The sequence below is a fragment of the Micromonospora sp. NPDC005203 genome (assembly GCF_042872705.1).
GTDB lineage: Bacteria > Actinomycetota > Actinomycetes > Mycobacteriales > Micromonosporaceae > Micromonospora.
On the sequence record NZ_JBIAKV010000003.1, the window covers coordinates 276135 to 302211 of the forward strand.

General features: G+C 72.6%; 14 protein-coding genes and 1 pseudogene. 4 read left to right on the plus strand and 11 right to left on the minus strand.

Translation table 11 applies throughout. The annotated features are described in order from the left end of the window. The first annotated feature begins 12 nt into the window (after positions 1-12). Positions 13-837, plus strand: a complete 825-nt coding sequence (gene iolB, locus ACFYPM_RS11085) for a 5-deoxy-glucuronate isomerase (RefSeq protein WP_387194442.1) — start codon at positions 13-15, stop codon at positions 835-837. 121 nt (positions 838-958) lie between these two features. Here the strand turns inward: iolB and ACFYPM_RS11090 are convergent, their stop codons facing one another. From ACFYPM_RS11090 to ACFYPM_RS11100, 3 genes are all read right to left on the minus strand, one after another. Beyond that, the gene (locus ACFYPM_RS11090; protein ID WP_387194081.1) at positions 959-2194 is read right to left on the minus strand and encodes a low temperature requirement protein A; all 1236 of its coding nucleotides are present in this window, start codon (positions 2192-2194) and stop codon (positions 959-961) included. Positions 2195-2257: 63 nt separating this feature from the next. Beyond that, positions 2258-2689: a hypothetical protein gene (locus ACFYPM_RS11095; protein WP_387194084.1), complete on the minus strand. Its 432-nt coding sequence runs from the start codon at positions 2687-2689 to the stop codon at positions 2258-2260. 74 nt (positions 2690-2763) lie between these two features. Continuing rightward, complete coding sequence (locus ACFYPM_RS11100) at positions 2764-3306, minus strand: hypothetical protein (protein WP_387194087.1); 543 nt, start codon at positions 3304-3306, stop codon at positions 2764-2766. Positions 3307-3473: 167 nt separating this feature from the next. Here ACFYPM_RS11100 and ACFYPM_RS11105 point away from each other — a divergent pair, with 167 nt between their 5' ends. Further along, a complete protein-coding gene (locus ACFYPM_RS11105; protein WP_387194090.1) occupies positions 3474-4808 on the plus strand; it encodes an SWIM zinc finger family protein in 1335 nt (444 codons plus the stop codon). Next, entirely contained in the window at positions 4805-7345 is a 2541-nt protein-coding gene (locus tag ACFYPM_RS11110) for a DUF6493 family protein (protein ID WP_387194093.1), read from the plus strand. Before ACFYPM_RS11105 ends, ACFYPM_RS11110 begins: the two co-directional genes overlap by 4 nt. 318 nt (positions 7346-7663) lie before the next feature. Here the strand turns inward: ACFYPM_RS11110 and ACFYPM_RS11115 are convergent, their stop codons facing one another. From ACFYPM_RS11115 to ACFYPM_RS11135, 5 genes and pseudogenes are all read right to left on the minus strand, one after another. Continuing rightward, positions 7664-9250, minus strand: a complete 1587-nt coding sequence (locus tag ACFYPM_RS11115) for a hypothetical protein (protein WP_387194096.1) — start codon at positions 9248-9250, stop codon at positions 7664-7666. 244 nt (positions 9251-9494) lie between these two features. Beyond that, positions 9495-9587 (minus strand): annotated as a pseudogene (locus ACFYPM_RS11120) (DNA-binding response regulator); the annotation flags it as partial. Continuing rightward, entirely contained in the window at positions 9565-10722 is a 1158-nt protein-coding gene (locus tag ACFYPM_RS11125) for a sensor histidine kinase (protein WP_387194098.1), read from the minus strand. The gene ACFYPM_RS11125 and the pseudogene ACFYPM_RS11120, both read right to left, overlap by 23 nt. A gap of 162 nt (positions 10723-10884) precedes the next feature. Continuing rightward, positions 10885-11634, minus strand: a complete 750-nt coding sequence (locus ACFYPM_RS11130) for a class I SAM-dependent methyltransferase (RefSeq protein ID WP_387194101.1) — start codon at positions 11632-11634, stop codon at positions 10885-10887. A 147-nt stretch (positions 11635-11781) separates the two neighbouring features. Then, entirely contained in the window at positions 11782-12168 is a 387-nt protein-coding gene (locus ACFYPM_RS11135) for a tautomerase family protein (RefSeq protein WP_387194104.1), read from the minus strand. Between the two features lie 296 nt (positions 12169-12464). Between ACFYPM_RS11135 and ACFYPM_RS11140 the strand changes: the two genes are divergently transcribed. Next, on the plus strand, positions 12465-15191 hold the full coding sequence (locus ACFYPM_RS11140; protein WP_387194106.1) for an AAA family ATPase: 2727 nt from the start codon (positions 12465-12467) through the stop codon (positions 15189-15191). On the opposite strand, the gene ACFYPM_RS11145 is transcribed toward ACFYPM_RS11140, so the two are convergent. From ACFYPM_RS11145 to ACFYPM_RS11155, 3 genes are read right to left on the minus strand one after another with little or no spacing between them, the layout of a single operon-like run. Continuing rightward, positions 15154-19002 (minus strand): hypothetical protein, encoded by a 3849-nt coding sequence (locus tag ACFYPM_RS11145; RefSeq protein WP_387194109.1) that lies wholly within the window; start codon positions 19000-19002, stop codon positions 15154-15156. The two genes, ACFYPM_RS11140 and ACFYPM_RS11145, sit on opposite strands and share 38 nt — an antisense overlap. Before the next feature lie 5 nt (positions 19003-19007). Then, on the minus strand, positions 19008-22865 hold the full coding sequence (locus ACFYPM_RS11150) for a hypothetical protein (RefSeq protein ID WP_387194113.1): 3858 nt from the start codon (positions 22863-22865) through the stop codon (positions 19008-19010). Positions 22866-22868: 3 nt separating this feature from the next. Then, complete coding sequence (locus ACFYPM_RS11155) at positions 22869-26069, minus strand: hypothetical protein (protein WP_387194116.1); 3201 nt, start codon at positions 26067-26069, stop codon at positions 22869-22871. Between the last annotated feature and the right edge of the window lie 8 nt (positions 26070-26077).

Sequence of the window (26077 nt, forward strand, 5' to 3'; positions counted from 1 at the left end):
CGAAAGGTGACCATGAACTACCGCTACCACTGCACCATTCCCGCCGCCGAGGGCCGGAACACGCTGCCCGTCAATCCCTGTCAGCTGCTGGACTTCACCCTGCTGCGGCTGTCGGCCGGCGAGTCCTGGACCGGCGAGTCCGGTGACCGGGAGATCCTGGCGGTCATCCTCGGTGGCACCGCCAACTTCACCGTCGCGGGCCACCACTTCCCACAGGTCGGCAGTCGTGCGGACGTGTTCTCCGGCAAGCCGCACTCGGTCTACCTCCCGGCCGGCTCCTCGATCACCGTCGAGGCCGTCACCGACGTGGAGATCGCACTGCCCAGCGCCCCCAGCGACCTGGCCACCGACCCCTATGTCATCGCGCCGGAGCAGGTCGCGACCGGCCGTTGGGGAGCGGCCAACTTCGGCCGCAACTATCACCAGATCCTCACCGAGATCGCCCAACCGGAGCTGCCCGCCCGCCGGCTCATCGTCGGCGAGACCTACACGCCCTCGGGCAACTGGAGCACCTACCCGCCACACCGGCACAAGGTCGACGACCTGCCCGCCGAGGCCGCACACGAGGAGATGTACTACTACCGCGTCAACCCGGCGGACGGATTCGGTATCAGCCGGGTCTACACCGACGAGGGGTACGAGGAGAACGTCACCATCCGCGACCACGTGATGCAGATGATGCCCGAGGGCTATCACACCGTGGTCAGCGCACCCGGCTACACCACCTACTTCCTGTGGTTCCTGGCCGGCACACAACGCACCCAGGGTGCCCGCGAGGACGCCGCCCTCGCCTGGGTGGGCCAGACCGTACCGACCCTGCGCAGCCTGGGCCTGTAGCAACGATCCCGGACACCTCTGCGCCGCGACGGCCGCGTCGCGATGGTCACCGGCGACATGCCCTCGACCAGACCATCGCGACCCGGCCGGCGCTCACCTCGTCCTGCGTGCGCCCGTGCGGTCACGCCTCGGAGTCGCGAACGTCGGTCGTCTCCCGCCCGATCGGCGGAGCGGGCACCTCCAGCGGCTGTCCCCAGCTTCGCAGCGTGTCGAGCAGCGCGACCAGGGTCAGCACTCCGGCCACCACGCTCAGCCCGACCATCGGTGACCAGCGGGCCAACGCCGGCGTGGACAGCAGCAGAGCCACGAATCCGATGGCGTGGGAACGGGAGACCCGGCCAAAGATCTCGTACTCCAGCCGCATGCGGGCGACGAGGAAGAGCATCGGACCGCCGACCACGAACAGGAGCCAACTGGGCCGCGGCTGCCCGAACGGCTGGTCGATCACCAACTCGTAGCCGACTGCCGTGACGAGCACGCTGAACACGATCAGCAGATGTGTCCGTTCCAACAACGCACCCAGCCGGCCGGGCATGTCCGCCCGATCCAACGTGTCGGTCAGCAGCAGACCGGCGCGGTGGAAGTAGATCCGCCAGAGCAGCGCGCTGGTGGCGAACGTGACCGTGAAGGCGGCGGCCCGCCCGCCGGAATAGTCCGTGCCGCCGAAAACCACGCCGATGACCAGCACAGACTCACCGAGTGCGATGAGAAACACCTGCTGGTAACGGTCGGCGAGATGGGTGCCCGCGATCCGCCAGCGACCCACCTTCGACGCCCCGAGCCACGGCAGCGGCCAGCCCAGAGCCCAGGCGACGTAGTCGATCGCGAGCGCGGCAGCCCACAGCGGCAGTCGCAGTCGGTCCGGACCCAACGCGCCGGCCAGCCACAGCGGCGCGGTCGCCGATGCCCACACGGCGAGCCGGAACGGCACGAGCCGTCGCGGGTGACCCCGCAGCGCGGCGGCGACCACCAGCGGCCGCACCACCATCACCATCAGGTACGCGGCCGCGAACGCCAGCGCTCGCTCCTCCGTGGCGCGGGACAGCGTCACCGCCATGATCAGGCCAGCGAACATGGTGCCGACCACGACGGCCTGAATGATCGGCCGCTCCGGTTCGTAGCGACTGGTGATCCACGCCGTGTGCGACCAGATCAGCCAGAGCGCGAGAAAGAGCAGCAGAGTACGTCCGAACCCGCTGACGAGCGCCCAGCCGGTGTCATCGCTCAGGCTGGCGAATCGTTGGGAGACCCGGGTGAGGGCCACGACGAAGGCCAGATCGAAGAACAGCTCCAGGAACGTCGCGCGGCCCGAACTGGTGGGCGGACGCAGCAGGTCGGCACCCCGCACCGCCGCCATCGTCTGCCTCCGTCCGCCCCTGGTGCACCAACGAGCCGGCCGCCGGGGGAGTTGCGTCAGCGCTCAACCCGGGCCACGACGCTCACGTCCGATCCGATTCGAGGTGCGGCTGTTCGAGGCTGCCGTGGTACGACCGAGATCGTCCGTGCAACCACCAGCAACGCCCAGCACCGGGCCGAAGCCGCCGTTGGCGACCTCCAGGTAGATGCGTCGAAGCAGCGGTGGCAGCGGATGTCCCAGCACCCGTTCGGCGTCGTCCACGGCCGGCACCGAGGCCGGTTCGAGCGGCGGCAACGGGTCGACAACGTCCGCCGCCAGCGCCGCGAGATGCTCCTGCGACCCGCGTACCACCAGCCACCGGGTGCCCTCGGGCACGGGGCTCAGCAGCCAGTTGCCGTTCGCGTCCAGGTCGCCGGGGCGGATCAACACGTCATCGCTGTAGTCGCGAGCTGCCACGCGAGCGGCGATACCCCGCAACACGTCGTCTTCGCGCATCCGCTCAGTATCATGTGCCGGCCGGCCGGCCGACGCCCGGCCGGAGGCCGCCGGCCGGAGGATCGACGGCTGCGTCACACGATGGGTACGGCCGCCTGCGTCGCCCGGAGGAACGTCAGCGCCTTCGACCTGAGCGTTTCGGTCGCGGCGTACGAAGCACCCCCGACGGAAAACCAGACCTTCACCACCAGGTTGCCGGTGCGGGCGTGGACCATGTACTCGGCGTACTTGAAGCCCGGATCAGAGCGCCTGGTAAAGGCTTCGGCCTCATCGCCCAGACCCGGGATGCCGCCGGCCGGGGTCATGACCGTCACCTGCTGCGTCGCCCGGTAGAGCCGCCCAGCCTCCGCCGCGCTGACCAGCGTGGACGCCTCCACCCGCAGGTTCGCCTGATGGCCGGTCCTGGTCCGCAGCTCGAACAGACACGCCGCCCCCGGGTGCCCCAGCGGTGGCTTCGGATCGGTGCGGGCAACCGTCAGGGACAGCTCTGCCAACGGCCGAAGATCAGTACGCTTGCACAGGTCCAGATCCTGGGCGCGGAAGACAGGGCCGGCCGAGGCCGTGGGCGTGCCGGCGGCGGCGCTGGCCGTGGTCGCACCCGTGGTCGGCACCGCCACCGGCGGCGGGGCACCGTCACAGGCGGCAGCGCCAAGCACCGCGACGAGCGCCACGACAGGACGGGGCACACCGGCCAACGCAGACACGACCCGACCATACCGGCCGTGCGGCTGACGGACTGACCTTCCGCACCGGATGTCGGGGGTCGGTCGTACGTTCTACAGTCGTGAACGCCCTCCAGGCCTACCGCTACCTCCGACCGTCCACACTGCACAGCGGTGAACTGGCGCTGCAGACCAGCGGCGGACCCGCCGTCAACCCGCGGTTCTTCTCGGGTTATCTGACGACCCCGCAGGCGGCGGCCGCCGGGCTCCTGGCGGTCGCGGAAGTTGCCCGGACCCGGTACCACCAGCCGGTCAGCCCGGCGAGCCTCGATCCCGTGGTCACCGGCAGCCGGGACCGGATGCGCTTCGAGTCGTTCTCCGGCTGCTGCGGGGTGTACGCGCGGCTGGACGTCGTGCCGGCCGGGTTCGACGGCGACATCGTCGAGCACGGCACCACGAACGTCGACGTGAACGCTCCGCTGCGGGAGTCGCTGGCCCGGGTGGGCGGCATCGACCCGCTGCACCTGTCGGTGGGTCCGGACGACCTGACGGTGTCCACCCTCGACGGGGAGGTGGTGGAGAAGAAGGTGCCGCTGCCCGGACGTTGGCTGCGCGGGTTCGCCGAGGTCCACCTGATCGCCGCGGCCATGCAACCGCGGGCGGAGATTCCCGCGGCGGAGGCGTCCGCCTTCTTGCGCCGGCTGCCGGCGGGCAACGACCGGTCGGTGCTCTGGGTGGTGCCGGCCGGACGCTCGCTGCGGCTGACCTCACGACCGGTGCCCGGCGCGGTGTGCCTGGCCGGCGCCGGACGGCTCGCCACGCTGCGGGGGCTGCTCAGGTACGCGAAGAGCCTGCGGGTGTACGGGCCACCGGCGGCGGCCGGGTCGCCGCCGTTGCCGAGTGTGTGGCAGCTCGACACCGGCGCGCTGCGGCTGTCGCTGACCCTCTCGCCGGAGCCCTACCGGGGCTTCTCCGGCGAGGGCGGCGCGCTGAGCGCGCTCGCCACGGACGACGTCGCCGACGACGCCGCGCTGGTCGCCGCACTACTGTCCTGGGACCCGACGATCGATGTCCACGCGTTGGCCGCCTCGGCGGGGATCCCGGCGGACCGGGTCCGGGCCGCCCTCGCCCACCTGGGCACCGCCGGACGGGTCGGGTTCGACGTGACCGAGGCGGGCTACTTCCACCGGGTGCTGCCGTACGACGCCGGCCGGGCCGAGCGGGACAATCCTCGCCTGGTCGCGGCGCGGGCGCTGGTCGAGGCGGGCGCGGTCACCCTGGACGGCGAGGCGGCGACCGTACGCCACGGCGACGAGGTCTACCGGGTGCGCCGCCAGGCGGACCACTCGTACACCTGCTCCTGTCCCTGGTGGGCGCGGCACCGCGGTCAGCGCGGGCCGTGCAAGCACGCGCTCGCCACGTCGATGCTGGGCGCTTCGGTGGAGGTCGGGGCGTGAGCGATCCGTTCGATTTCCTGGTCCAGGGCGACGTTCGCGCGGCCGTCGACGCGGTCACCGACCTCGACGAGCAGGGGCGGCGGTCGTTCGCCGGTGGGCTGGTGGCCCACGTGCGCCGGAGGCGCGACAACTGGTGGTGGAACGATCAGGCGGGTGCCCTGGCGGTGGCCGCCGTCGGCTGCCTGCCGAGCGCCGCCGCGGCGGCCGAGCTGCTCGGTCGGCGGAACGTGTCGCTGCGGGGTGTCGACGCCGCGCTGGTGGCCCAGGTCGGGCGGACGCGCGGGGTGCCCTGGCTGGGCGAGCTGGCACACCGGCTGGCGGACCGGCTCCGCCGCGACGACCCGACGGACGGCTGGGCATTCGTCGCCGAGCTGCTCACCGCCGAGAAGGCGGCGGCACCCACCGGTGACCAGTTCGTGCAGGGGTGGCTCGCCCTGATGGCGTGGCCGCCGGAGGGGCAGCGACCGGTCCCGCTGGTGGACCGGCTCCGGGCGGACGTGTTTCTCGACGCCCTGGTGCCGCGCCTGTTCGAGCTGGACGGCGCCGGGACGCGGATGTCCTTCGACGAGTTCATGACCGACGAGACGTTCGCCCTGCCGCGCGCGCTGGCGCGACTGGCCGGCGAGGGCCGCCTGAATCGGAGGATGCTGCTCGACGGTTGCGTGAGCCGGCTGTTGCGTGGCGACCGGCCGGCCGCGTTGCGCGCGTTCGTCATCCTGCACGCCCTGCTGGAGCCCACCGCCACCGAGGTCGACGGGCATCGCGGCGACTACCTGCGCCTGCTCGCCGACGCCCCAGGGCCGGTGGCGTCGATGGCGCAGAAGTCGTTGCGGGCTCTCGACGGCGTGGAGGTCGAGGGGCTGCTCGACACGTCGCGGGCGGTGCTGGTCCGGCCCGACAAGGCGCTGGTCCGCACCCAGCTTGCGTGGCTGGACCAGCTCGCCCGCCGGCACCCCGACCGGGCGGCGGAGATCGCCGAGGTGATCGCGACAGCTGTCGACCACCCGGCGGCGGACATCCGCGACCGGGCCGGCACGCTGGCCGCCCGGCACGGGCACGTGGTCGCCCCGCAGGTCGTGGTCGGTGCGGTGGGCGACGACCTGCCACCACCGGCTGGCTCGCTGCCCGCTCCCCCGGCCATCACCGACCCGGACGAGCTGGCGGAGGAGGTCGCCTCCCTGCTCGGCGGCCCCACGACGGCGTCCGGCCTGGAACGGGTCCTCGACGCGGTGGTCCGGCTCGCCGGCGGCGACCGGGCCCGGCTGAAAGACGCCCTGACTCCGGTGCTGTGGCGGCACCGCGCCGGCGCAGCGGAACACTCGTGGGTTCCGTGCTGCCTGTGCGGTCTCCTCGGCGGGGTGCTGCACGCGGCGGCCGACCCGGTCGAGGCGAGCGGACGACGGGGACGGTGGATCGCGGCGCTGACGGCGATGCGCCGCCGCACGCCGGGCGGAGGACCGTCCCTCGATCCACGGGTACCCCCGCCGCACCGGTTGCTGCGTGCCCGGCTGGCCGAGATCGGTGACCGCGTCGGCCCGCCCCGGCACCCCGGGCTACTCGCGGCCCCGACCATGGCGAACGGTGCCATCGATCCGGAGGTGCTGTACGACCGGCTGGCCCTGCTCGGCCACCGCGACGCGTGGGAGATGGACCTGACGCAGGCCCTGCTGCGGCTTCCCGCGCGTGTCGACGAGCCCCTCGCGGCCAGGGCCGCGGCGCTCGGCACGCCCGCCGGTGACCGGCTCGCCGCATGGCTGCGTGCCGGCGGCCTGCCGACCCCGGACCAACGGGTGGTCACGCTGCCCCGCCGGGAGCGCCGACACGGCTACGACTGGGGGTACGACGAGCTGCCTCGGCAGCGGACCCACGTGGTGCTCAGCCCGCCGGAGGGCGTCGGCGACCCGTTCGGCCTGCTCACCGTGCCGGCCAGATCGGTCGACAGCTACGTCGGCGACGCGGCCCTGCTCTGGCCGGCCGTGCTGCCCGGCTATCGGGGACTGGTCGCGGCGTACGCGCTGCCCGACATCGCCAGCGGTGCCGACCAGGACCTGTCCGGTGGTGCCGCGATCCTGCCGCTGCTCGCCGAGTGCGGCGGCGACGGCGGTCCGGCGGTCGACCTCGCCCTCGCGTACGGCCTGGGTGCCCGGCACGAGTCCGACCGGGTCGCGGCCGTCGACGCCCTGCTGATGCTGGCTGCCTCCGGCGACCTGGTCGCTCCCACGGTCGGAGCCCACCTCGGCACCCTCGCCGCCGTCGGTGACCTCACGCTGACCCGCACCCTGCAGCCGCTGCGCGACGCGGCCGCCGCCGGTGCCCCGCTCAGCCTCTGGCGCCTGGTCGCCGCCGCGTTGCCTTCGCTGCTGGCGGCACCGAAGGCCCCGCGCGGCACCGCGGACCTGCTGACCCTGGCGGCGGAGACGGCGGGCGCGACAGGCGTCCGGATCGACGTGCCCGGGCTGGCCGAGGTCGCCGCGCGCGGCGGGTCGAGCCGACTGGTCACCGAGGCGAGGCGCCTGGCCGCCGCGCTCGACCGGTGATGCCATCCCCCACTGCTGTTCGTCCACCGATCCTGCATCGCGATCTTGCACTTTCTGCCCCGACGTGAGGGTACATTCCCGCTTAAATCGGCGACAGGAAGTGCAAGATCGGCGCGATTCTCCTGCCCGACGTGGCTTGATCTACAAGCCTCGGTGGTCAGCAGCGGGTTGACCCGTTGGCCACAGCCCTAACGCAATGGCGTTGCGGTGCACCACTGCGCGGCCGGCTGAACGGAACGGTCGTCACCGAGCAGACCGGCGAGCAGGAGGACGAATGAGCGTGTCAACGGCGCAACTCACCGCGCTCAGGACTGGCCGTCATTCGCCGGGATGGCTGCTCGCGAGCCAGCCCGAGAGTTGCTGACTGGTCTCCTCGTCGAGCGCGGCGGCGGCTCTTGCCGCCAACGCGACAAGCTCAGCGTGTTGCGCACCGGTGACCTGCAGTTCCGGCCGCGGGATCCGGCGCCACGTCGTCCGCGCCGCGTCACGGGCGATGCGGGTGGCATCGGCCCTGCCCCGCTCAGCCAGGCGCGGGTTCGCGTCAACGGCCAGTATCAGTGCGGCGCGCAGCTCCACGTCGACACCCCGACCGCGCAGGAGCCGGTAACCGGCCCGACGGAGTTCCACTCGCCCATCCCGAAGCAGTTCCCACGGTAGGTCCGGCGGCAGCGCGCCGGACACCGGGCGCAGCGCTGCGGTCACTTCCCGCACCACAGCCGGTGACGGATCCCGCACCAGTGCCGCCAACTCCCCCGGCACCACCGCGTCCAGCAGTCGCAGACCACGTACCGCCTGAGCACGGACCCTTGCCCGCTCATGGCCGAGCAGTCGCTGTAGCAACGGGGCGTCCGCTGCGGAGCCGGTCTCGGCGAGTCCGGCGATCGCCCCCGAACCAGGCTCACCGACCTCGACGCCAGTCCGATAGCGCGTCCGCACGTCGACACCGAGGCGGCGGGCCGCGTCTCGGGCCACCGCCCGTACCAGCGGCGCGTCATCATCCAGGTGTCCTACGACGTCGGCGTCCTTGCCGGCGCGGATCAGTCCGGTCAACGCCACCACCCGCACCTCGGCCCGGACCGACCGCGCCAGACGCTGCAGGATATCCAGCCGACGGGTCCACACCGCCTCACGACACGCCGCCTCTGCCGCCCGCGCCCGCAGCCGTACATCGGGATCCAACTCGGCAAAGGTCACGAGATCCGGCACACGCAGCCGGCCCTGCGTCAGAACGAGCTCGAAGACGAACCGCCGCTCCCGACGACCGCCCTCGCCGAGGACACCGCGCCACACCTGCTCCGTCACCGCCAGCACCGCCGCCTGAACCTGGGTGACCGCGAAGCCAGCACGCAGGCGCGCGTCAAGGCGCAGTGCCATCGGCAACGCCGCAGGCAGGCAGACCGCAGGGTCGTCGGCGAGCAGCACCGCGAGCCCGGCGCGAGCCCGGTCCCGCACCGGCCTGACCCAATCGGCGGTACGCAGTACCAGAAACGGCATCATCTCCGTGTACGGCTGACTCACCATCGCCGCGACCGCACGCTCACGGATCCGTCCGTCCCCGTGCATGCTCGCCAAGGCCGTCGCTACCGGCCCCGGCGACACACCCGAGAACCATGTCGAGGCGCGCCGCATCGCAGGCTCCTGGTACTGGGCGTACGGCGCCGGCCGCGCGTGCCCGTCGAGCCGCACCACCAGCCCCGGCAGCCCGGCGACCAACGCCAACGCCGACCGCGCCACCACCTCGTCGCCCAGGGCATCGACCTTCAGCAACACCTTGACCAGACGGTGCAACGCCGCCCACCGGCCATCGCACGCCTCGTGGACCGCGACCCGCACCGCGCCGAGCAACTCACTCTCCCCCGCCACCGAGGGCGGGCGAACGGCACTGTCGCGTCGGCCCCAGAGCATGCCGACATCCTGCCCCAACCAACCAACCCAACCGCACCAGTTTTCCAGCCCTGCCCCGAACCGAAGCACGCGTCAACCGCGCCTACGCAGGCCATCAGCGGCCACCCTGGATCCCGGTACGTCCGTCACCCGGCACGTCCCAGAGCGGCTGCGTTCCACGGTTCAGCACGGTCACGTCGTGGCTGTCGAGAAGGGCGTCTGAACCAGCCCCGCCTCGTAGGCGACCACTGCCGCTTGGACCCGGCTCGGCCACCACCTCGATCTGCGGATCGGAGTCGAGCAGCGCCCGGAACCCGGCCCGCAGCAGCGCCTGGTCATCGGCGATCAGCACTCGGATCTCGGCACCTCCAGGGGAAGGTCGCGGTCACCCGGAATCCGCCGGGTCCGCCAGCGGCCGACAGCTCACCGTCGTAGAGGGCTACCCGCTCGGCCATCCCCCGCAGGCCCTGGCCGGGAATGTATGCCGGATCGGCCGCCCCCGGGTCGTGGACCTCTACCGTGAGCCGGTCAGGTTGGTAGCTGATGGTGAGCTGGGTCCGTACGCCCGGAGCATGTTTGATGACGTTGGTGAGCGACTCCTGGATCACCCGGTAGGCGGCCAGGTCGAGGCCGGGTGGAAGCGGCACCGGCGGTCCGGAGACCGCGACGGTGACGGCGACCCCGGCGTCGCCTGCGGCGGCCACCAGCGACGGTACGTCGGCGAGGCCCGGCTGCGGTGCGGGGGCCGGAACGATCTGGTCGCTCCGGGCCGGGTCGCGCAGCACGGTCAGCATGCGGCGCATCTCCGACAGCGCCTCCCGACCGGTCCGCTCGATGATGGTGAGCGCCTTGGCGGCCTGCGCCGGGCGGGCGGCGATCAGGTGCGCGCCGACGCCGGCCTGCACGGTGATGACACTCATCGCGTGGGCGATGACGTCGTGCAGTTCACGGGCAAGCCGGGACCGTTCGTCGGCGACGGCGCGCTCGGCGAGCGCCTGCTGCGCCGCCCGCAACTGCTCGGCCTTGACCTCCAGGTCCTCGGCGTAGCGCTGCCGGTCGTCGATGGCGACTCCGAGGGCCCAGACGACGCCGCAGACCACAGCGACGTAGAGCAGGTCGGTCACGCTCACCCGCCACTGGCCGGCGACGACCGCGGCCATCATCCACACAGGGGTGATGAGGGCCATGGCGCGCAGCCAGAGTGGCCGGCGCCAGGCGCCGGCGGCGTAGAGGGCGACCATCAGCGGCAACGACTGGAGGATATGGCCCTCGTGCGCTCCGTCGAAGGGCGTTTCGAGCCAGAGCGGGTACGTGACACCGAAGACGAGTACGACGGCGACGGGGTTCCATCGGATCGCCAGCACCGGCAGGGTGTTGGCGAGGAGCAGGGGTATGGCGGGGAGCGGGTGCTCCTCGACGATCCGCCACTCGGGAACGGCGAACACGATGGTCAGGAGCGTGGTGAGCCCGACGAGGGCACGTCCGGACCGCATTGACCCAGCCTACGGCTCAGCGCGCCTGATCCGGTGACCCGCCCGATGCCGGTAGCCACCGGGCGCTGTGCGTCTGGCCAGCAAGCTGCCGGACCCCTCGGCGCGTCTCGTCGACACCGCCCCCATTGTCGCCGCAATCATCGCCCCGGCCTCCCGCATCGACTACCTCGCCCGGACGGCGGAGATCTGCAGCCTGACGTAGTCGATGAGCGGCTCCGGCATCCGCTCGGCGACCTGGTGGACGAATGCCCGCCGTCGCTGCGGCGGCATCTCGCGCAGGTGCGCCCCGAGCACCACGGTCGCCAGGTAAGCCTCCAGCTGTGCACCACGGGCCAGTCGAGCGGGATCCGGCACCAGATCGACCTCGATCTCGGTGAATCCGGCGGCACGTAACCGTTGCCGCGTCTCCTCGACGTCGGCGAAGTTCCAGAACCGGGCACCATCATCGTCGACGACCTCGCCGAGCGTGGCCAGGAAGCCGGAGACGTTGCCGTAGCCGCCCGCCTCGGCAACGAACCGGCCACCGGGCCGCAACGCGTTCCTGACCGAACGGAACACCGTCTCGTGGTCGGGAAGCCAGTGCAGGGTCGCCACACTGCACGCGGCGTCGACCGGCTCGGCCAGCAACAGGGGCTCACGCAGGTCGGCTTGGACGGTGACCAGTCGGTGACCGGCGGCGGGGAGCCGGGCGCGTAACTGGTCGAGCATCTGGGCCGAGCCGTCGACGGCTACGACCCGGCCGCCCGGCAGTTGCGCCAGTAGCTGCTGCGCGTCCCGGCCAGTACCGCAACCCAGGTCGAGAACAGTCTCAGTACCCGTCAGGCCCAGTCGCGCCCGCACATCGACACCCCACCGCTTGTGCGGTAGGGGCAGCGTGTCATACGTGCGCGCATCCCATTCCAACAGCTCCATCGCGGACACCCCCCGCGCCGGACACTATGCCAGTTTCCCGCTATTTGAAAAGATCTTCCAAATAGCGGGAAACATGGGGAAGCTCCAACGCCAGGTGTACGGCAGCTCCGGATGACGATGCCGGACCTCGACGCTGCGGACAGGTGCTCATTGCGCCTTGAAGAGTTGAGCTTCCCCGTTACCGAAGGACCAGTTCTCCGCACCGGTCTCCACCACCGAAATCAGCACATCCTCGGGACGCACCCCCGGGTCGCGCCCGAGCCGCTCGACGATCGTGCGATACATCGACAGCTTCGCCTCGGAGGACTTGCCCGATGTCCAGAATATCTGGATCTGCACCAGGTCGGCCGACCGCTGGATGCCGAGAAACTCACCATAGGCGAACGTGCTCTCGTCATGCTCCGTGATGGTCATGAATCGGTCGCCGTCCTTGATCTGGACGGTCTCCCGCATGGCCTCGTAGATCTGGTCGAGCAATGCCTTCTTGTACGTCTCGGACTTACCCGCACGGATCGCGATACGGGAGATGGGCATTGTTCTCCTCTTCCTGGCGGATAGTTGGGCAAGCAGTCGCGAGGAGTTGCTACCGGGCGCAGAGTCACATGCCGTCTTCTGGCTCAAAGTGGTCTGGGTGCCGGGTTGGCCAACGCCATGACCATCCTCCTTTCGTCAGCCTCCCTCGCGAACGACCAGGCCACGCGCATCCCCCGAAAAGGTGTCCAGAAACCCGAGGGCGAACGACACTCCAGCATCTCCGCCGGCCTCGGGCAGCACGGTCAGCAAGCCGTCTCAACCGGACTCACCCCCGTTGCGGGTGGCACCATCGGAGAATGCCTGCCCAGCTCCTCGAGCGCCGGTCCGCGCTGACCACGCTGCGGGCCGCCGTCGACGCCGCGCTGGGCGGCACCGGCTCGGTGGCCCTGCTCACCGGTGAGGCGGGGATCGGCAAGACCAGCGTGGTGCGCCAACTGCTCGCCGAGGTCGATCCGGCGGTGCGGGCGCTCTCCGGCGGCTGCGACGATCTGATCGCCCCTGCTCCGCTGGCGCCGTTGCGCGAGGCGGTGGCGAATCACGGGGGTCCGCTGGCGGCCGCCCTGGCCGCGCCGCACCTACCGACCGCGCCGAGCGCGCCGGCCGGGCCGCACCCGTTGGTGGCGGTGCTGCCCGCGATGCTGGCCGAGCTGCGCGGCGCCCCCGCGACGCTCCTCGTGGTGGAGGACATCCACTGGGCGGATGAGGCGACCATCGACGTGTTGATCTACATCTCCCGGCGGATCGGGCCGCTGCCGGCCGTCCTGTTGCTGACCATGCGCGACGACGTGGACGACGCGCACCCCGTCCACCGACTGCTGGGCTCGTTGACCGCGGCGCCGGTGGTCCGGGTACCGCTGGCCGCGCTGTCCGCGGCCGCGGTGGCCCGGATGGCGGCCGGCACCGGCCACGACGGCGCCGCGCTGCACGCCCTGACCGGCGGCAACCCATTCTTCGTCAGTGAGTCGCTGGCGTCGGACGGCTCGGCGACCTCGGGGGCGGTACGCGACGCGGTCCGCGCCCGGTGCCGCCGCCTCGCACCCGCCTGCCAGGAGGCGCTGGCACAACTCTGCGTGGTCCCGCGGGCGGTCGGGATGGACCTGGCCGCCATCCTGCTCGGGCCGCAGGCGCTGGCCGCACTGGCCGAAGCGGAGCAGAACGGGGTGATCGAGGTTCGGCCGGACGGTCTGGCCTTCCGACACGAGCTGGCCCGACGGGCGATCGAGGCCGACCTGCCCGAGCTGCGTCGGCGGCTGCTGCACCGCCGGGTGCTGGCGGCGCTGCGGGCCGAGTCGTCGCCGGACCGGGGGCGCCTGGTGCACCACGCGGTCGCCGGGGACGACCCGGCGACCGTGGTCGCGGTCGGCCCGAGCGCGGCCCGAGCCGCGGCGGCAGCGGGCTCGCACCGACAGGCGCTGGTGCTCCTCGAGTCGGTGCTGCCCTACCGCGACCGGCTGGGGGGCGCGGAGAGCGCCGCGCTGTTGGACGACTACGGCTGGGAGCTCTACAACGCGCACCGATTCCACGAGGCGGTACGGGCCGGCGAGCAGGCCGCCCGGGAATACGCCGGGCTCGGCGACGAACCGGCCCGGGGGCGCTGCCTGATCCGCGTCTCCCGCCACCAGTTCATGGCCGGCGAGACCGACGCCGCTGAGCGGACCGCGGGCGAGGCCGTCCGGATCCTCGACAACCGGGCCGACGACGCCGCGGCGGCACACGCACTGCTCTACCAGGGCGCGATCCTGGCGTTGACCGACGACTTCGCGCGGGCGGTCACCGCCCTGGAGTCGGCCCGCAAGCGGGCCGGCCGGGCCGGCCGCACCGACCTGGACACACTGTGCCTCAACTATCTCGGCATCGCCCGGATCGAGGTGGGAGACGCCGGTGGGCTGGCCATGCTGCGCCAGAGCGTGGACACGGCCCGCGAGGACGGCTTGCTGGAGTATGTCGCGCGCGGCTACACCAACCTCGGCGAGATGCTCTTCCGGATGGGTGCCCTGGCCGAGGCGGCCGGGTGCGTACGCGCCGGACTGGCCTTCGCCGAGGAGCACGGCTTCTGGTCGCACGCGTACAACATGGGGGTGCACGACCTGCTTGTCGAGCTGCGCCGCGGCGGGTGGGACCGCGCCGAGCCGGGGCTGCGCGCGCTGGCGCAGCGCCAGGACCACCCGGACATGCTGTACGTCTACAGCGTCCCCTGGTACGCCCGGCTACGCGCCCGCCGGGGTGACCCGGCCGCCGCGCCGCTGCTGGCCCAGGCCTGGGATCGGGCCCGGCGCGGCCGACTGTTGCTGGGCATGGCGTACGCCGGCCTCGCCTACCTGGAGTGGGCCTGGCTCACCAACGACCGCCAGCGCGCGGAGGAGGTCGCGGTCGAGTTGCTGCCCCGCCTCGCGCACCCGGGTGCCGCGCCGTTCCGCGCCGAGGCGGTGCGGTACCTGGTCCGCCTGGGCGTCAGTGTCGACCCGGCCAGCAGCCCGGTGACCGATGCGGCGGGCACGCAGGCGTCGGATCTGGTGGGTACGCAGGCGTCCGAGCTGGTGGTGACCCGGGCCTACGCGGCAGGTGTCCGTGGTGACTGGGCCACCGCGGCGGCACAGTGGGCGACCCACGGCGACCCGTACGAGCAGGCTCTGGAGCTGGCCGAGTCCCCGGACGCCGACACGGTGGCCGGGGCCCTGCAGATGCTCGACGGGCTCGGCGCGGTGGCAGCGGCCGACCTGGTCCGGGGCCGGCTGCGTGATCGAGGTGCCCGGGTCCCGCGTGGCGCACGTCGCGGCACCCGGGCCAACCCGGCCCACCTCACCCAGCGGCAACTGCTGGTGCTGGGCCAGCTCAGCGCCGGCCGGACCAACGCCGAGATCGCCGCCGACCTGGTGCTGTCGGTGCGCACCGTGGACCACCACGTCGCGGCGATCTTCGACAAGCTGGGGGTGCGCACCCGGCAGGAGGCCGCGGCGGCCGCCCGCGCACGGGGCATCGGCCCGGCTAGCGCCACGCCCGAGGCGCCACATCGGCCGGCGTGAGCACCCGGCTCAGGGTGCCGGCGACGAAGTCACCGACGTAGGCCACGCCGGTGACCGGGTCGACCGCCACCGAGCACGGCGCGGCGCCCAGCTTGACCGCCACCCGCAGTGCCCGCGAGCGGCCGTCCACCATCAGCAGACCGGCAGAGGTCGCGACGTAGCCGATGCCGGTCCCCGGTCGGGTGGCCACCGCCCGCCCACCGCCGGGCACCGGCAGCACCGCGCCGGCCGGCACCGGCCGGGTGCCGCCGTCGGTGGGAAAGTCGCCCTGGTCGAGCACCACGACCGCGGGGTGGGTGGTGTTGCCGCCGAGACAGGACACGAAGACCAACCCGGCCGGTACGTCGACCGCCACGTCGACCGGTTGCAGCAGCACATCCTGCAGGTCGATCGTGCCGGTGACGGCGTGCCGGCCGTCCGCGCGCCGGATGATCATTGAGATGGCCGCCGTCTGCGGTACGCCGGCGCGGTAGGTCCGGGCAACGTAGACGCGTGCCGCGGCGCTGTCCACCGCGGCGGCGATGATCCCGGCGAAGCCGTCCTCGTCACCCACGACGTCGAGTTCGCTGAGGTCGGTCGGGGCGAGCACTCGCACGTGCATGTCGACTCCCACCGGCGGCGCACCGCCCTGGTGCACCACGTAGAGCCGCTGGGCGGCCGCGTCGAGCGCCACGTCGACCACGCCCAGCCCGATCGGCCTGCTGATCCCCGGTTGTGGCGTGCCCGCGGTCACCTCGAAGCGCTGCACGGCGAAGTCGTGGTGGCCACCGTTGACCACGAATCCGTGGTGGCCCTGCGGCTGGATGGTGAGCGCGCGCGGCCCGTGACCCACGGTGACTGTCCGCGCCTGGGTCAGGGCGAGGTCCCAGCTGGTCAGGGTGCCGTCGTCGTCGGGCCGGTCGTGCGGTGAATGGGTGGCGAAGACCCGTCCACCGGCGCCGTCGCGGGACACCGCCACCGCCGCGACGGCGCCCGGGCCACCCAGGGACACCGTCGTCACCAGCGGCGCCGCCGGCGCCGGCGGTGGTACGTGCACGATCGCCTCCCGTCGGACACCGGCCATGCTGGCCGAGATGTCGATCGGTAGCGGACCGGTGGGCGCCAGCACGTCGATCGAGAACTCGGCCGTGGCCGCACCCGCGACGACGTCGACTCCACTGGGGACCTTGACCAGGTCGGGCCGACTAGTGTGCAGGGTGACCCGCTTGCCGCCGTCCGGTGCCGGGCCGGTGAGCGACACCCGGCCGGTGGCCCGTGCCCCGACGAAGAGCCCGGTGCGGGCGTGCTCCACCCGCTTGAGCGACACCGAGTCGAGGGACTCCAGCGCCTCGTACTGGATGTTGACGTCGACCTGCTGCAGGCCGCTGAACGGGACGGTCACCGAGTCGTAGGCCAGCGTCCAGCCGCCGGTGAGGCCGCGTCCGTACAGGCTGAACAGGTGCTCCTGACCGGCGACGGCGGCCGTGTCGCCGGTCCACACCTGGGTGGCCGGTTCGAAGCGCAGCACCAGCTCCTGGGTGGTCGGTGGACCGGTCAGGTCGTGCACGCCGAGATCGAGGTCGCGCTGTTGGGAGAAGCCGGCATGGGTGATCGTCATCGGCAGGCTGTTGTCGTTGCCGGCCATCCCCCGCAGGTTGACGGTGACGCCGACCACCTTCAACTCGGCCAGCCCGGGTGGCAGCTTGGCCAGCGGCAGGTCGAACCAGAGCGACTTGGCGTTGACGAACCGGTTGATCGCCGTGGTGTGCGCGTCGACGGTGAACGCGTTGTGGATCACCTGGGTGCCGTCCTGGACCGCCAGTGACCGCCCCTTGGCCCGGTGCCGGTCGCGCTCAGCCACCGGGTCCCGGGTGAAGATGGCGTTCATCATCAGGTCGTAGGTGCCCACCGGGAAGTCGGGCGGCACCTTCTCGTCCAGGTCCAGATCCAGGTCCGGGTAGGCCAGCGCCGCGGTCTGTCCCGAGATGCTGCCGGGGTTGCCGCGGTCCAGGATGTAGAGCTTCAACGCCCGCTGGGCCCGCTGGCTCCAGTGGTCAAGCGCGTCGAAGAGACACAGTAGGCCGCGCAGCAGTCGGGACACCTGCGACTTGGCCGGCCGGTCGTCGGTGTCCACCGAGTCCAGGTCCCGGATCGCCTCGCGGGCGCGCCGTTTGAGGTCGGCGACGGCCACCGTCGTGCCGGCGATCTGCCGCAGCCGCAGTGTCGCCAACCGCCAACTGTGGCAGGCCTCGGTCATCTCGATTAGCAGGTCCCGCAGGGGTCCGTCACCCTGGGCGGCGCGCAGGTCGGCGGCGACCCGGCGCAGGTCCACGACCCGCCCGGAGCCGGGGGTGCCGATCTGGGCCCATTGACCGTGCGCGGCCAGGCCCACACCGGCGGCGGCCAACTGGGTGGTGGGGGGCCGCCCGGCGAGGTAGGGGCCGCCGGCTGCGGTGGCGGCGTCGACAAGCAGGGTGGTGTCCGCCGGCAACAGCAGCCCCGCGGCGCCCTGCGGCTGGGTTGGGTCGGGTGCGCCGAGCACCTGGGCGATCGTCGTGACCAGGTCGGCCCCGGAGACAGTGCCGGATCCGTACGAGATCAGCGCCTCGGCGACGGTCAGGTCGCCGAGCCGCTCCTGGATGCGCAGCACACTCTGACCGACCAACTGCCCGGATGCCTGCTGGGCCTGCTCGGCGGCTGCCCGCCGGCGCCGGGCGCTGTCCCCGATGGTCTCCTCCAGCGGCCCCTGGTCGCCCAGCAGCGCGGTTAACTGGGTGCGGACCGCCTCCCGGGCCCGCAGCAGCCGCTGTTGGTCGCCGGCGAGCAGCAGCGGGCCGTCGCCGGGCGCGAACAGCGCCGCCCGGAGGGTGTCCGCCGCCGCGCGCCACTGCCCGGCGTAGAAGTCGACCGCCGGCACCAGGTCCAGCTCCAGGTCGCGCTCCACGCCGATCTCGGTGCGGTGGTCGGCCATGAGGGCGCGCAACTGGGGTGTCATGGTGCCCGGGCGAAGCCACTCGGCGGCTGCGAACTCCCGTTCGGCCTCGAACAGGTTGCCGGAACGGAACTCGTACCACGCCTGTTTGCCACGCTGTTCGGCCCAGCGGTCGCCACCGCGCCCCGCGAGCTGTGCGCGTAGCTCCTCGTCGTACTGCTGCGGGGTCCGGGCCAGCACCTCGGCGGCGCGGGCGCCGCCCTGGCCACCCGGTTCCCCCGGCGGCCCCTGCGGGCCCTGATTCTCCGGTTCGTTCGGAATGCCTGGCCCACCTGGTCCACCGTCGCCGCCCGCGCCACCCGGGCCGCCGACGCCGGCGAAGGTGTTGGTGCCGGAGGCCTCGACGTAGAAGACGTGCACCGGACCTCCGGCTCCTCCAGGGCTGCCCGGGCGACCGCGCAGACCGGGATGCCCGCCGATCGGCGGCGGGGGCGGTGGCGGCAGCGCCGTGGTCCGCGAGACGTTCGGGTCGTTGACCGGTGGGCCGGGGTCGCCTGTCGCACCCTTACCGCCCCGCTGCCCGGTGCTGGTGGCGGAGACGCCCGTCAGCCTGCGGGCATGGATCACCAGCCGGCGGCCGGACAGACCCTCCTCGTCCTGCGCCGCCACGCCGGGCACCTCCATCGCCAGCGAGGGCGTACCGGCCGGGCCCTCGCCGACCACCTCGTCACCGACGACGAAGACGTTGCGGAAGCCGCGGATCACCGCGCCGAGCAGCACCACCCGGCGGCCGATGAAGACCAGCGCTCGACCACCGCTGGCGGGCGAGGGCGGCAGGGCGTCGACGAACGCCTGATCGATGCGGATCTCGTCGCGGATGTGCAGTCCGAAGACGTCCACTGTGCTCAGCTCTCCTCGGTCGCGGTGGTGGTGGCCGGCGGGTTGGGGTCGATCACCGCGCGGTCGAAGATCTCGGTGTAGACCGTCCGGAGGGCCTCGCCCGGACCGGTGACCGCCCAGCCGCGCTGGCGCTCCTGCACCACGACCCGGCCGGCGCGCAGCTCGCGCATGAGCTGATCCGGTGGTGCCCCGGCGGTCACCCACTCCAGGCGCATCGCGGCGATGCCACCGGCCGGGGCGGGCAGGGCGGTGACCCGCCAGCCGTCACCGGGCGTGCCGGTGGTGCCCTCCTGCGCCCGGACGCCGACGTCGGAGCCGATGTCGGAGCTGGCCAGGAAGGGGTCGGGCATCCGGCGCTCGTGGCGCATCGTGAACTCGCTGGCGGCGGCGGGCTTGCCGAAGACGTTGACCCGCACTCCGGTGGTCCCGAACTTCTTCACCTTGATCTGTCGGTGCGGGGGCAGCTGGACCAGGTCGGTGGTGACCACCCGGGACACCGCGCGGCCGGGCAGTGAGTGCGGCTGGAAGCGCACCAGTCCCAGCCGCAGGAACGGCCACACCGCGAGGTCGACGTCCACGTCGATGTCGGCGAACCACAGGTCACGCTCGGCGTCGAAGTGCACCGGGTGCCCGATCACGGTGACCTGCCGGCCGCCCGCGGCCGGGTCCAGCAGCGTGACGGTGCTCGTGACCTGACCCGGTGAGTCGAAGTCGCCGGCGACGAAGTGCTGCTGGTCGCCGAGGCCGATCTCCTCGATCGGGTCGCTGCCCCAGCGGGTGACCAGGCCAGACAGTGCCCGGCCCTCCTCGACGTCACCGTCGGCCGCGCCGGCGAAGAGCACCACGCCGAGCAGCTCGCCCTCACCGGTGCGGTTCCAGCGGCGGTTGAGCCACACCCGCACGCCCATCGTCTCCCGGGTGCTGGTCCACTCGCCGAACTCCATGCCCCTGGTGAAGCGGAACGACGGCACCACCGAGTGCACGTCCGGTGGTGGCGGCACGGCCCGGTTGGGCACGTGCACCAGCATCGGGGCGCCCTCGCGCAGTTGACTCTGATCACCGTCGGGCACGGCAGGGAAGTACTCCCGGAACCGGGTGGACCCGACCGGTCGGTAGGTGACCGCCCGGTGCCGGGTGTCGCCGAAGAACTGCGACGCGGTCAGCGCCGCCGGTCCACCGGTGTGCTCCAGGTCGACAGGGGCGAGCGTGGCGGTACGCGGCTGCGGCTCGACGCTGCCGGTGCCGGCGTCCACCGCTTCGAGCCAGGACGCCACCAGGTGCACCCGGCCGGTGGTCGGTCGGTGCGCCTGCACCTGCGCGGTGACGGTGACCTGCCCGGTCACGCCGGTCGCGGTGACCGTGGGCGGCCCGACCAGAGCCGGCGCCACCAGTGGTTTCTGCACCGCGTGCACCACGGTGACCGGTTGCCGGGAGGACAGACCCAGCACCTGACCGTCCAGGACGTCCTGCGGGTCGGCGGCGCCGACGGCGAGGTGATCCAGCCGGTCGGGGTGCAGCGTGCTGGACAGCTCGAAGGTCTGCTCCACACCCGGCGGGACCTCGACGATCAGCACCGATCGGCCACCGGACTGCTTCACCGAGACCTGCACCACGCTGGCGCCGGCCGCCATCGGACGAACCACCAGCTTCGCCGGCGGCAGATCCGGCCAGCTGCCCCCGTACCCCGTGCTCACCACGGGCGACGCGGCCGGCACGCCGCCGATGGCCACGCCCGCGACGGCCGGGTCCGGCAGGTAGGGCAGCAGGGCGGCCGGCGCGTCGATCACCACGTAGGCGCCGTTGGGCAGCGCCCGACCCCGCGGCACCGGCAGAGTGCCCTTGACCTGCCTGGTCGGGTCGCTGGTGACCACCTGTAGGCCCGGTTGGGGCACCATCGCACCGCTCGGGCCAGGCACCATCGGGTCGAGGAACGAACCCTCCTCGCGACGGGCGATGGCGAACATCCGCTCGCGGAGCGCCGGGGCGGCCTGCGGTCCGAAGGCCGCGTCGAACATGCCGTGCCGCTCGGCCAGCATCTGCGGGCTGTCCGGTGCGGCGACGTGCCGCTCGCAGGTGCCCAGCAGGGTGCCCTGGCCGTCGCTGCGCACCACCAGCCGCAGCAGCGACTCGCCCTCGGTGAAGCGCCTGGTTGGCACCAGGGTAGGTGAGCCGGCCGCCTCGTGGCGGAGGTAACGCACCGCGGGCAGCACCTGGGTGGGATCGCAGACGTCCGGGTCGATCGCGGTGCCGGCGATGTCCACCGCCCGGGCGCGGAGCTGGTAACTGCGTCCGTAGCGCAGCCGCGGTAGCGTGCCCGGCGCGGTGGTGACCTCCGCGCGCAGCGGATAGCCGGGCGCGAGGACGCTGTCGATCTCCTCCACCTCCGGGCTGCCGCGGCCGTCGCCGCCCACCTTCGGCCCCGGCTTGCCGACCGACAGGCCCCAGCCGTCCCATCCGGCGATCTCCTCGCCGACGACGAGCCGGGCGACGCCGGACTCGTCATCCTGCTGTGCGGCGACCACCGCTTCGGTGCGGCCCTCGTCGTCGGCGTCGATGGTCACCCCACCCACTGTGTAGCGCACCCGGCGGCGCATCAGCGACCGGAACGGCCCGCCGTCGGTGGCCACGTCCACCCGGTAGCCGGTGGTCACGTCGTCGGCGAACAGCACCGCCGGGGCCTGCGCGCCGGCCGAGGCGATCGCGTCGGTGCGGCTGGTGGCGTGGCTGACCACCGCCTCGGCACGGGCCTGCTGGCCGAGGGTTAGACCGACGTCGCGGCGCACCGGCAGCCGGGCCGGCAGCGGCTCACCGGAACGCGCCGACGCGGTCGACGCCGCCGCCAGCTGCCCGCTCAGGCTTGCCACATCCACACTTGTCAGCACGTAGGTGGCGGCCGGGTTACGCAGGTTGAGCACCCCGCCGACGATTTCGGCGCGGGCGTCCGGCTCGGTGGCCATGGTGAACCGGCGCGCGGACAGGTCGCTGACCACCGCGCTGAACGGCTGGGAGCGGGGTACCGGGCCGTTCAGCGGCTGACCGGCCGCGTCCACCACCCGGACGGTGCGCGCGCCGTCGAACGGCGCCATCTCGAGATCAACGCGAAGACCCAGCGGTACGGAGAGCGCGGGGTGCGCCATCAGCAGGGTGCAGACCTGGTGGAAGTCGGCCTGGGTGACCGAGTTGACCCCGGCCAGCGGCCCACCGGCGGCCCGCCCGTCCGGGCCGGGTGCCCGGCGGGGGCCGCCCGCGCGGCGTAGCCACCGGGCGTAGGCGGCGATCGGCAGCGCCATCGCGAGATCCTCGTGGCCCTCCTGGCGCAGCCGCCGCACGGCGGTGGTCAGCGTCGCGTTCGACGTCGCCGCCGGGGCGAGCAGCGCGGCGCCGGCCTCCCGACCCATCGCCCGAGCCACCCGGGGATCACTGTCCACCGTGGCCAGTGCGGCGATCGCCCGTCGGACGACGTGGTCGACGCCCAGCGAGCCGGTGGGGCTCGTGCCGTTGACGCTGGCGTACATCTGCTCCAGAGCCGTGGCGGTGGCGGCGAAGGCCGGCCCTGGTCGGGCGGCTCCCAACGCACGGCGCCCGCCAGCCTTGGTGAGCACCCTGGTGGCCGGGCCGAAGAGCGCCGTCCACAGCGGCGACGACGCCGGGCCGCTGCGCCGGGTCAACGGCTGCGGCTCACCGTCACCGGTGTCGGCCAGGAAGACTGGCCCGAGGGCGTTGACCACCGCCGGCCAGTCCGCCAGCGGCGTACCGCCGATCGTGGTGATGCCCTGGCCGCGCGGGGCGGCGACCAGGCTGAGCTGCGCCTTGCCGGCGGCGAAGCCGGTCGGCAGAACGGTCCAGAGCACGCTGTACGTCATCGTCTACTCCTGTGCGAACGCGGCGCAGTAGGTGTCCCACGGGCGCGGTCCGGGCCGCCCGGTCGGCGCCATCAGCTGGGCGAAGGTCGGATCGGCGCTGGGGCCGGCGAAGCGGCGCTCCATCGGCACCACCACCGACTCGCTGAAGAACAGCACCTTGATCTCCACGGCGATCTCGGCGTAGCCGAACAGCTCGTTGGAGTTGAGGTCGTAGTCGAGGGTGAGCGTCAGGGTGATCGAGACGCTGATGATGCTCAGGACCTCGACCTCTCCGCGGATGCGGAAGTAGCCGCCGATCCGGGCGATGTCCAAGCTGGCGTCGATGTCGAAGAGCACCCCGCCCATCGCCTCCACCGACCCGCGCGCCACGAACAGGTCGACCGAGAGCGAGGCGCCGAACTCCAGGGCGCCGACCAGCTTGATCAGACCGGTGGTGGCCACGCCGATGGCGAGGTGCCCGCCCCCGCCGAGCGCGGCGATGGTCAGCCGGAACGGGTTGTCTGGGGTGGAGAAGCCAAGGTCGAAGGAGAGCGGGTACGGGTCGCCGGTGAAGTTCAGTTCGGCGCCGGCGGAGATGGCGATGTTCTCCAGTGCGAAGACGCCGATCGCCAGCGACGGCACCGGGAAGCTGAAACCGGACCGCACGCCGGTCGGGGTCACGGTCAGCGCCGGGGGGTCCGAGAAGCCCTCCTGGTCGATCACCTCGGCCAGGGTGGCGATGAAGGCGAGCACCTGGCCGTAGCGCAGGGCGCCCAGTTTGATGTCGACGTCGGGCTTGCCGGCGTCCCTGCTGGTGAACCGGATGCTCCGGATCGGCACGCTGAGCAGCGGCACGGTGTCGAAGGCCGGTGTGGTGGTGGAGTGGATCTGCAACTCCACCTGCTCGACCAGACACTCGCTGGTGGACCGGGTCTCCAGCCGGGCGACGTCCACCTCGGTGGTCTGGGTGATCCTCAGGTTGGCCCGGTTGGGGTCACCGGGGTTGTCCCGCAGCGGCCGCAGCACCACGAAACCCTGGTGGAAGCGGGCCTGCGGCTTGTCGCCGAAGAGCTTGGTGTTCCAGGTCATCACCTGCGAGGCGACGCCCTCGACCAGGTCGCTGACCATCTTGTAGGCCTTGCCCAGCTCTCGGACGATGCCCTCGTCGGTGGGCAGCAGGTCCTTGATCCTGGCCAGACCCAACAGCTTGTCGGCGTCCTTGAGGAACGACAGGTCCACCGCCCCGGCTGCCAGGCTGCTCAGGTCCGCACCCGCCAGCGCCCCGAACTGCCGGGAGATCGCCGAGGTGCTCAGGGTGAGGGCGGCAAGCCCACCGGTGGCCTCCTGCGCCAGGCCGACCGCCGGCGATTCGCCGATCATTTTCAGGAAGACCTGTCCCTGGGCGTTCGCCCCGTCGAAGAGCGCCTGGGTGTACGGCGCGGCGTACTGCAACACCGCCTCCTTGGCCCCCGGCGCGTAACGGTCCAGCGCGGCGATGCGCCCGACGATCTGTTGGGCGACCGGCAGGCCGGTGACGGCATCCAGTGCCAGGTCGACCTTTCGGGTGAGCACCGTCGTGGCCTGCTCCGGGGTGGGCACCTCCAGGTCCGCCGCCGACCCGGTTGCTGAGCGGGTCGTCGCCGATGCGGGCTCCGGCATCGGGGCGACCGCCATCGGCTGCCCACCGGTCTGGATGGTCCGGAAGACGTTCTCGGACACCTGTGCTCCGCCGCCGAGGGTGTCCCACAACGCCCGTGCCTGCGCCTCGGAGGCGGTGTTGGGCACGAAGAGCAGCGGCAGCGCGAACGGCACCGGGCTGCCCTCATGGTCGTAGCCGATCAGCTGGTAGGCGAACGGTGTGGCGGCGTCCACCAACAGCACCCGTGAGCCGGTCATCCCAGCGGCCGGCTGGACGGCCTCCAGCGCCGGGGTCACCGTGGTGACGACATCGACACGGGTGAACGGCCAGCGCCGATGAGCATCGCCGCCCGCGTCGTCGACCGACGTGGCGGGCGACACGAACGGCATGTGCGGATCGGTGACCAGGATGGTCGCCGCGGTGCGCAGCGCGGCCACCCGGGTGTTGCCGCTCTCGAAGCGCCGCACCGTCTCCTCGGTGAAGATCGCCCGGTGGCCGAACGGGTAGAGCCGGCCGACCACGACGATCCGCTGCGCCTGGTCGCGGCCCATCGACGTGTCGTGGCGCCACTGCGCGACAGTGGCGGCGATCTGCTCGGGCGTGGCGCCCGGCGGCGGGTCGGGCCAGTCACCACGCACGCGGAGCCAGCCGCCGAGGCTGCTCAGTGCGAGCCGCTGCACGGTGGCCGGCGCGACGGTGCGCGACTGCTCGGAGATCTCGACGCACAGGTCGGCCCGGAGGGTGTTCCTGAGCCGCGCGTCGTTGACGTCGTCGGCCCACCCCGGCTGCGGTGTACCGCTCTGCGGGGTGTGGGTGAATCGCGCCGCCAGTGGCACTTCGGCGCTGGCCGAGAAGTCCACCGAGGTGACCTCCAGCCGGGTGCTCCACAGGGCGGTGCGGCCGGCGTTCACCCGGGCTGCGGCGGCGTGGCGTAGCCGGACGTGGCCGCCGGGAGACTGAAGGTTGAGCAGGTAGGGCAGGCGGAACTGCGACGCCTGCGGAAATCCCGGCGGCGGGGCGGCCACCAGCGCGGCGTCGGCGGCGCGGGCGGTGGGCGTACCGCTGGATCGTGGTGGGCCGACGGCGGCCCGGCGGGCCGCGCGGTCCTGGCGCCGGTCCTCCGCCAGGGCCGGGTCTCCGGGCCGGCCGAGGTGCCTGGCCATCGTGTCCGCGACCAGGTGGTACGCCGAGGTGGCCGGCCGGGGTGGCCGGGCGTCGAGAGGATCGACCGCGCCGCCCTGTTCACCGGGGACGATCTCCAGCCGGGAGATCGCGGCCAGGATACCGGCGACGGACAGGTCGATCGGGCCGTCCGACGGGCGCACCACGAGCACCACGTCGCTGGGTGGTGTGAAGATCGGCTTGGTCTGCACCAGCCGCGGGCTGGCGCCCCGGGCGGCGTTCTCCAGGAGTTGCTGCGGGGGGAACCGCACCCACAGGTGCCCCTGGGTGGCGCCGGCGACCAGCTTCAGGTCGTGACCGGTCGGTGGGCCGGGGCGAAGCTGCGGCTGCAGGTTGCTGACCGACACCTGCAACACGAGCTGGTCCTCGGCCCGGGTGAGGGCGAACGACGGCGTAAAGGCCATACGCCCAC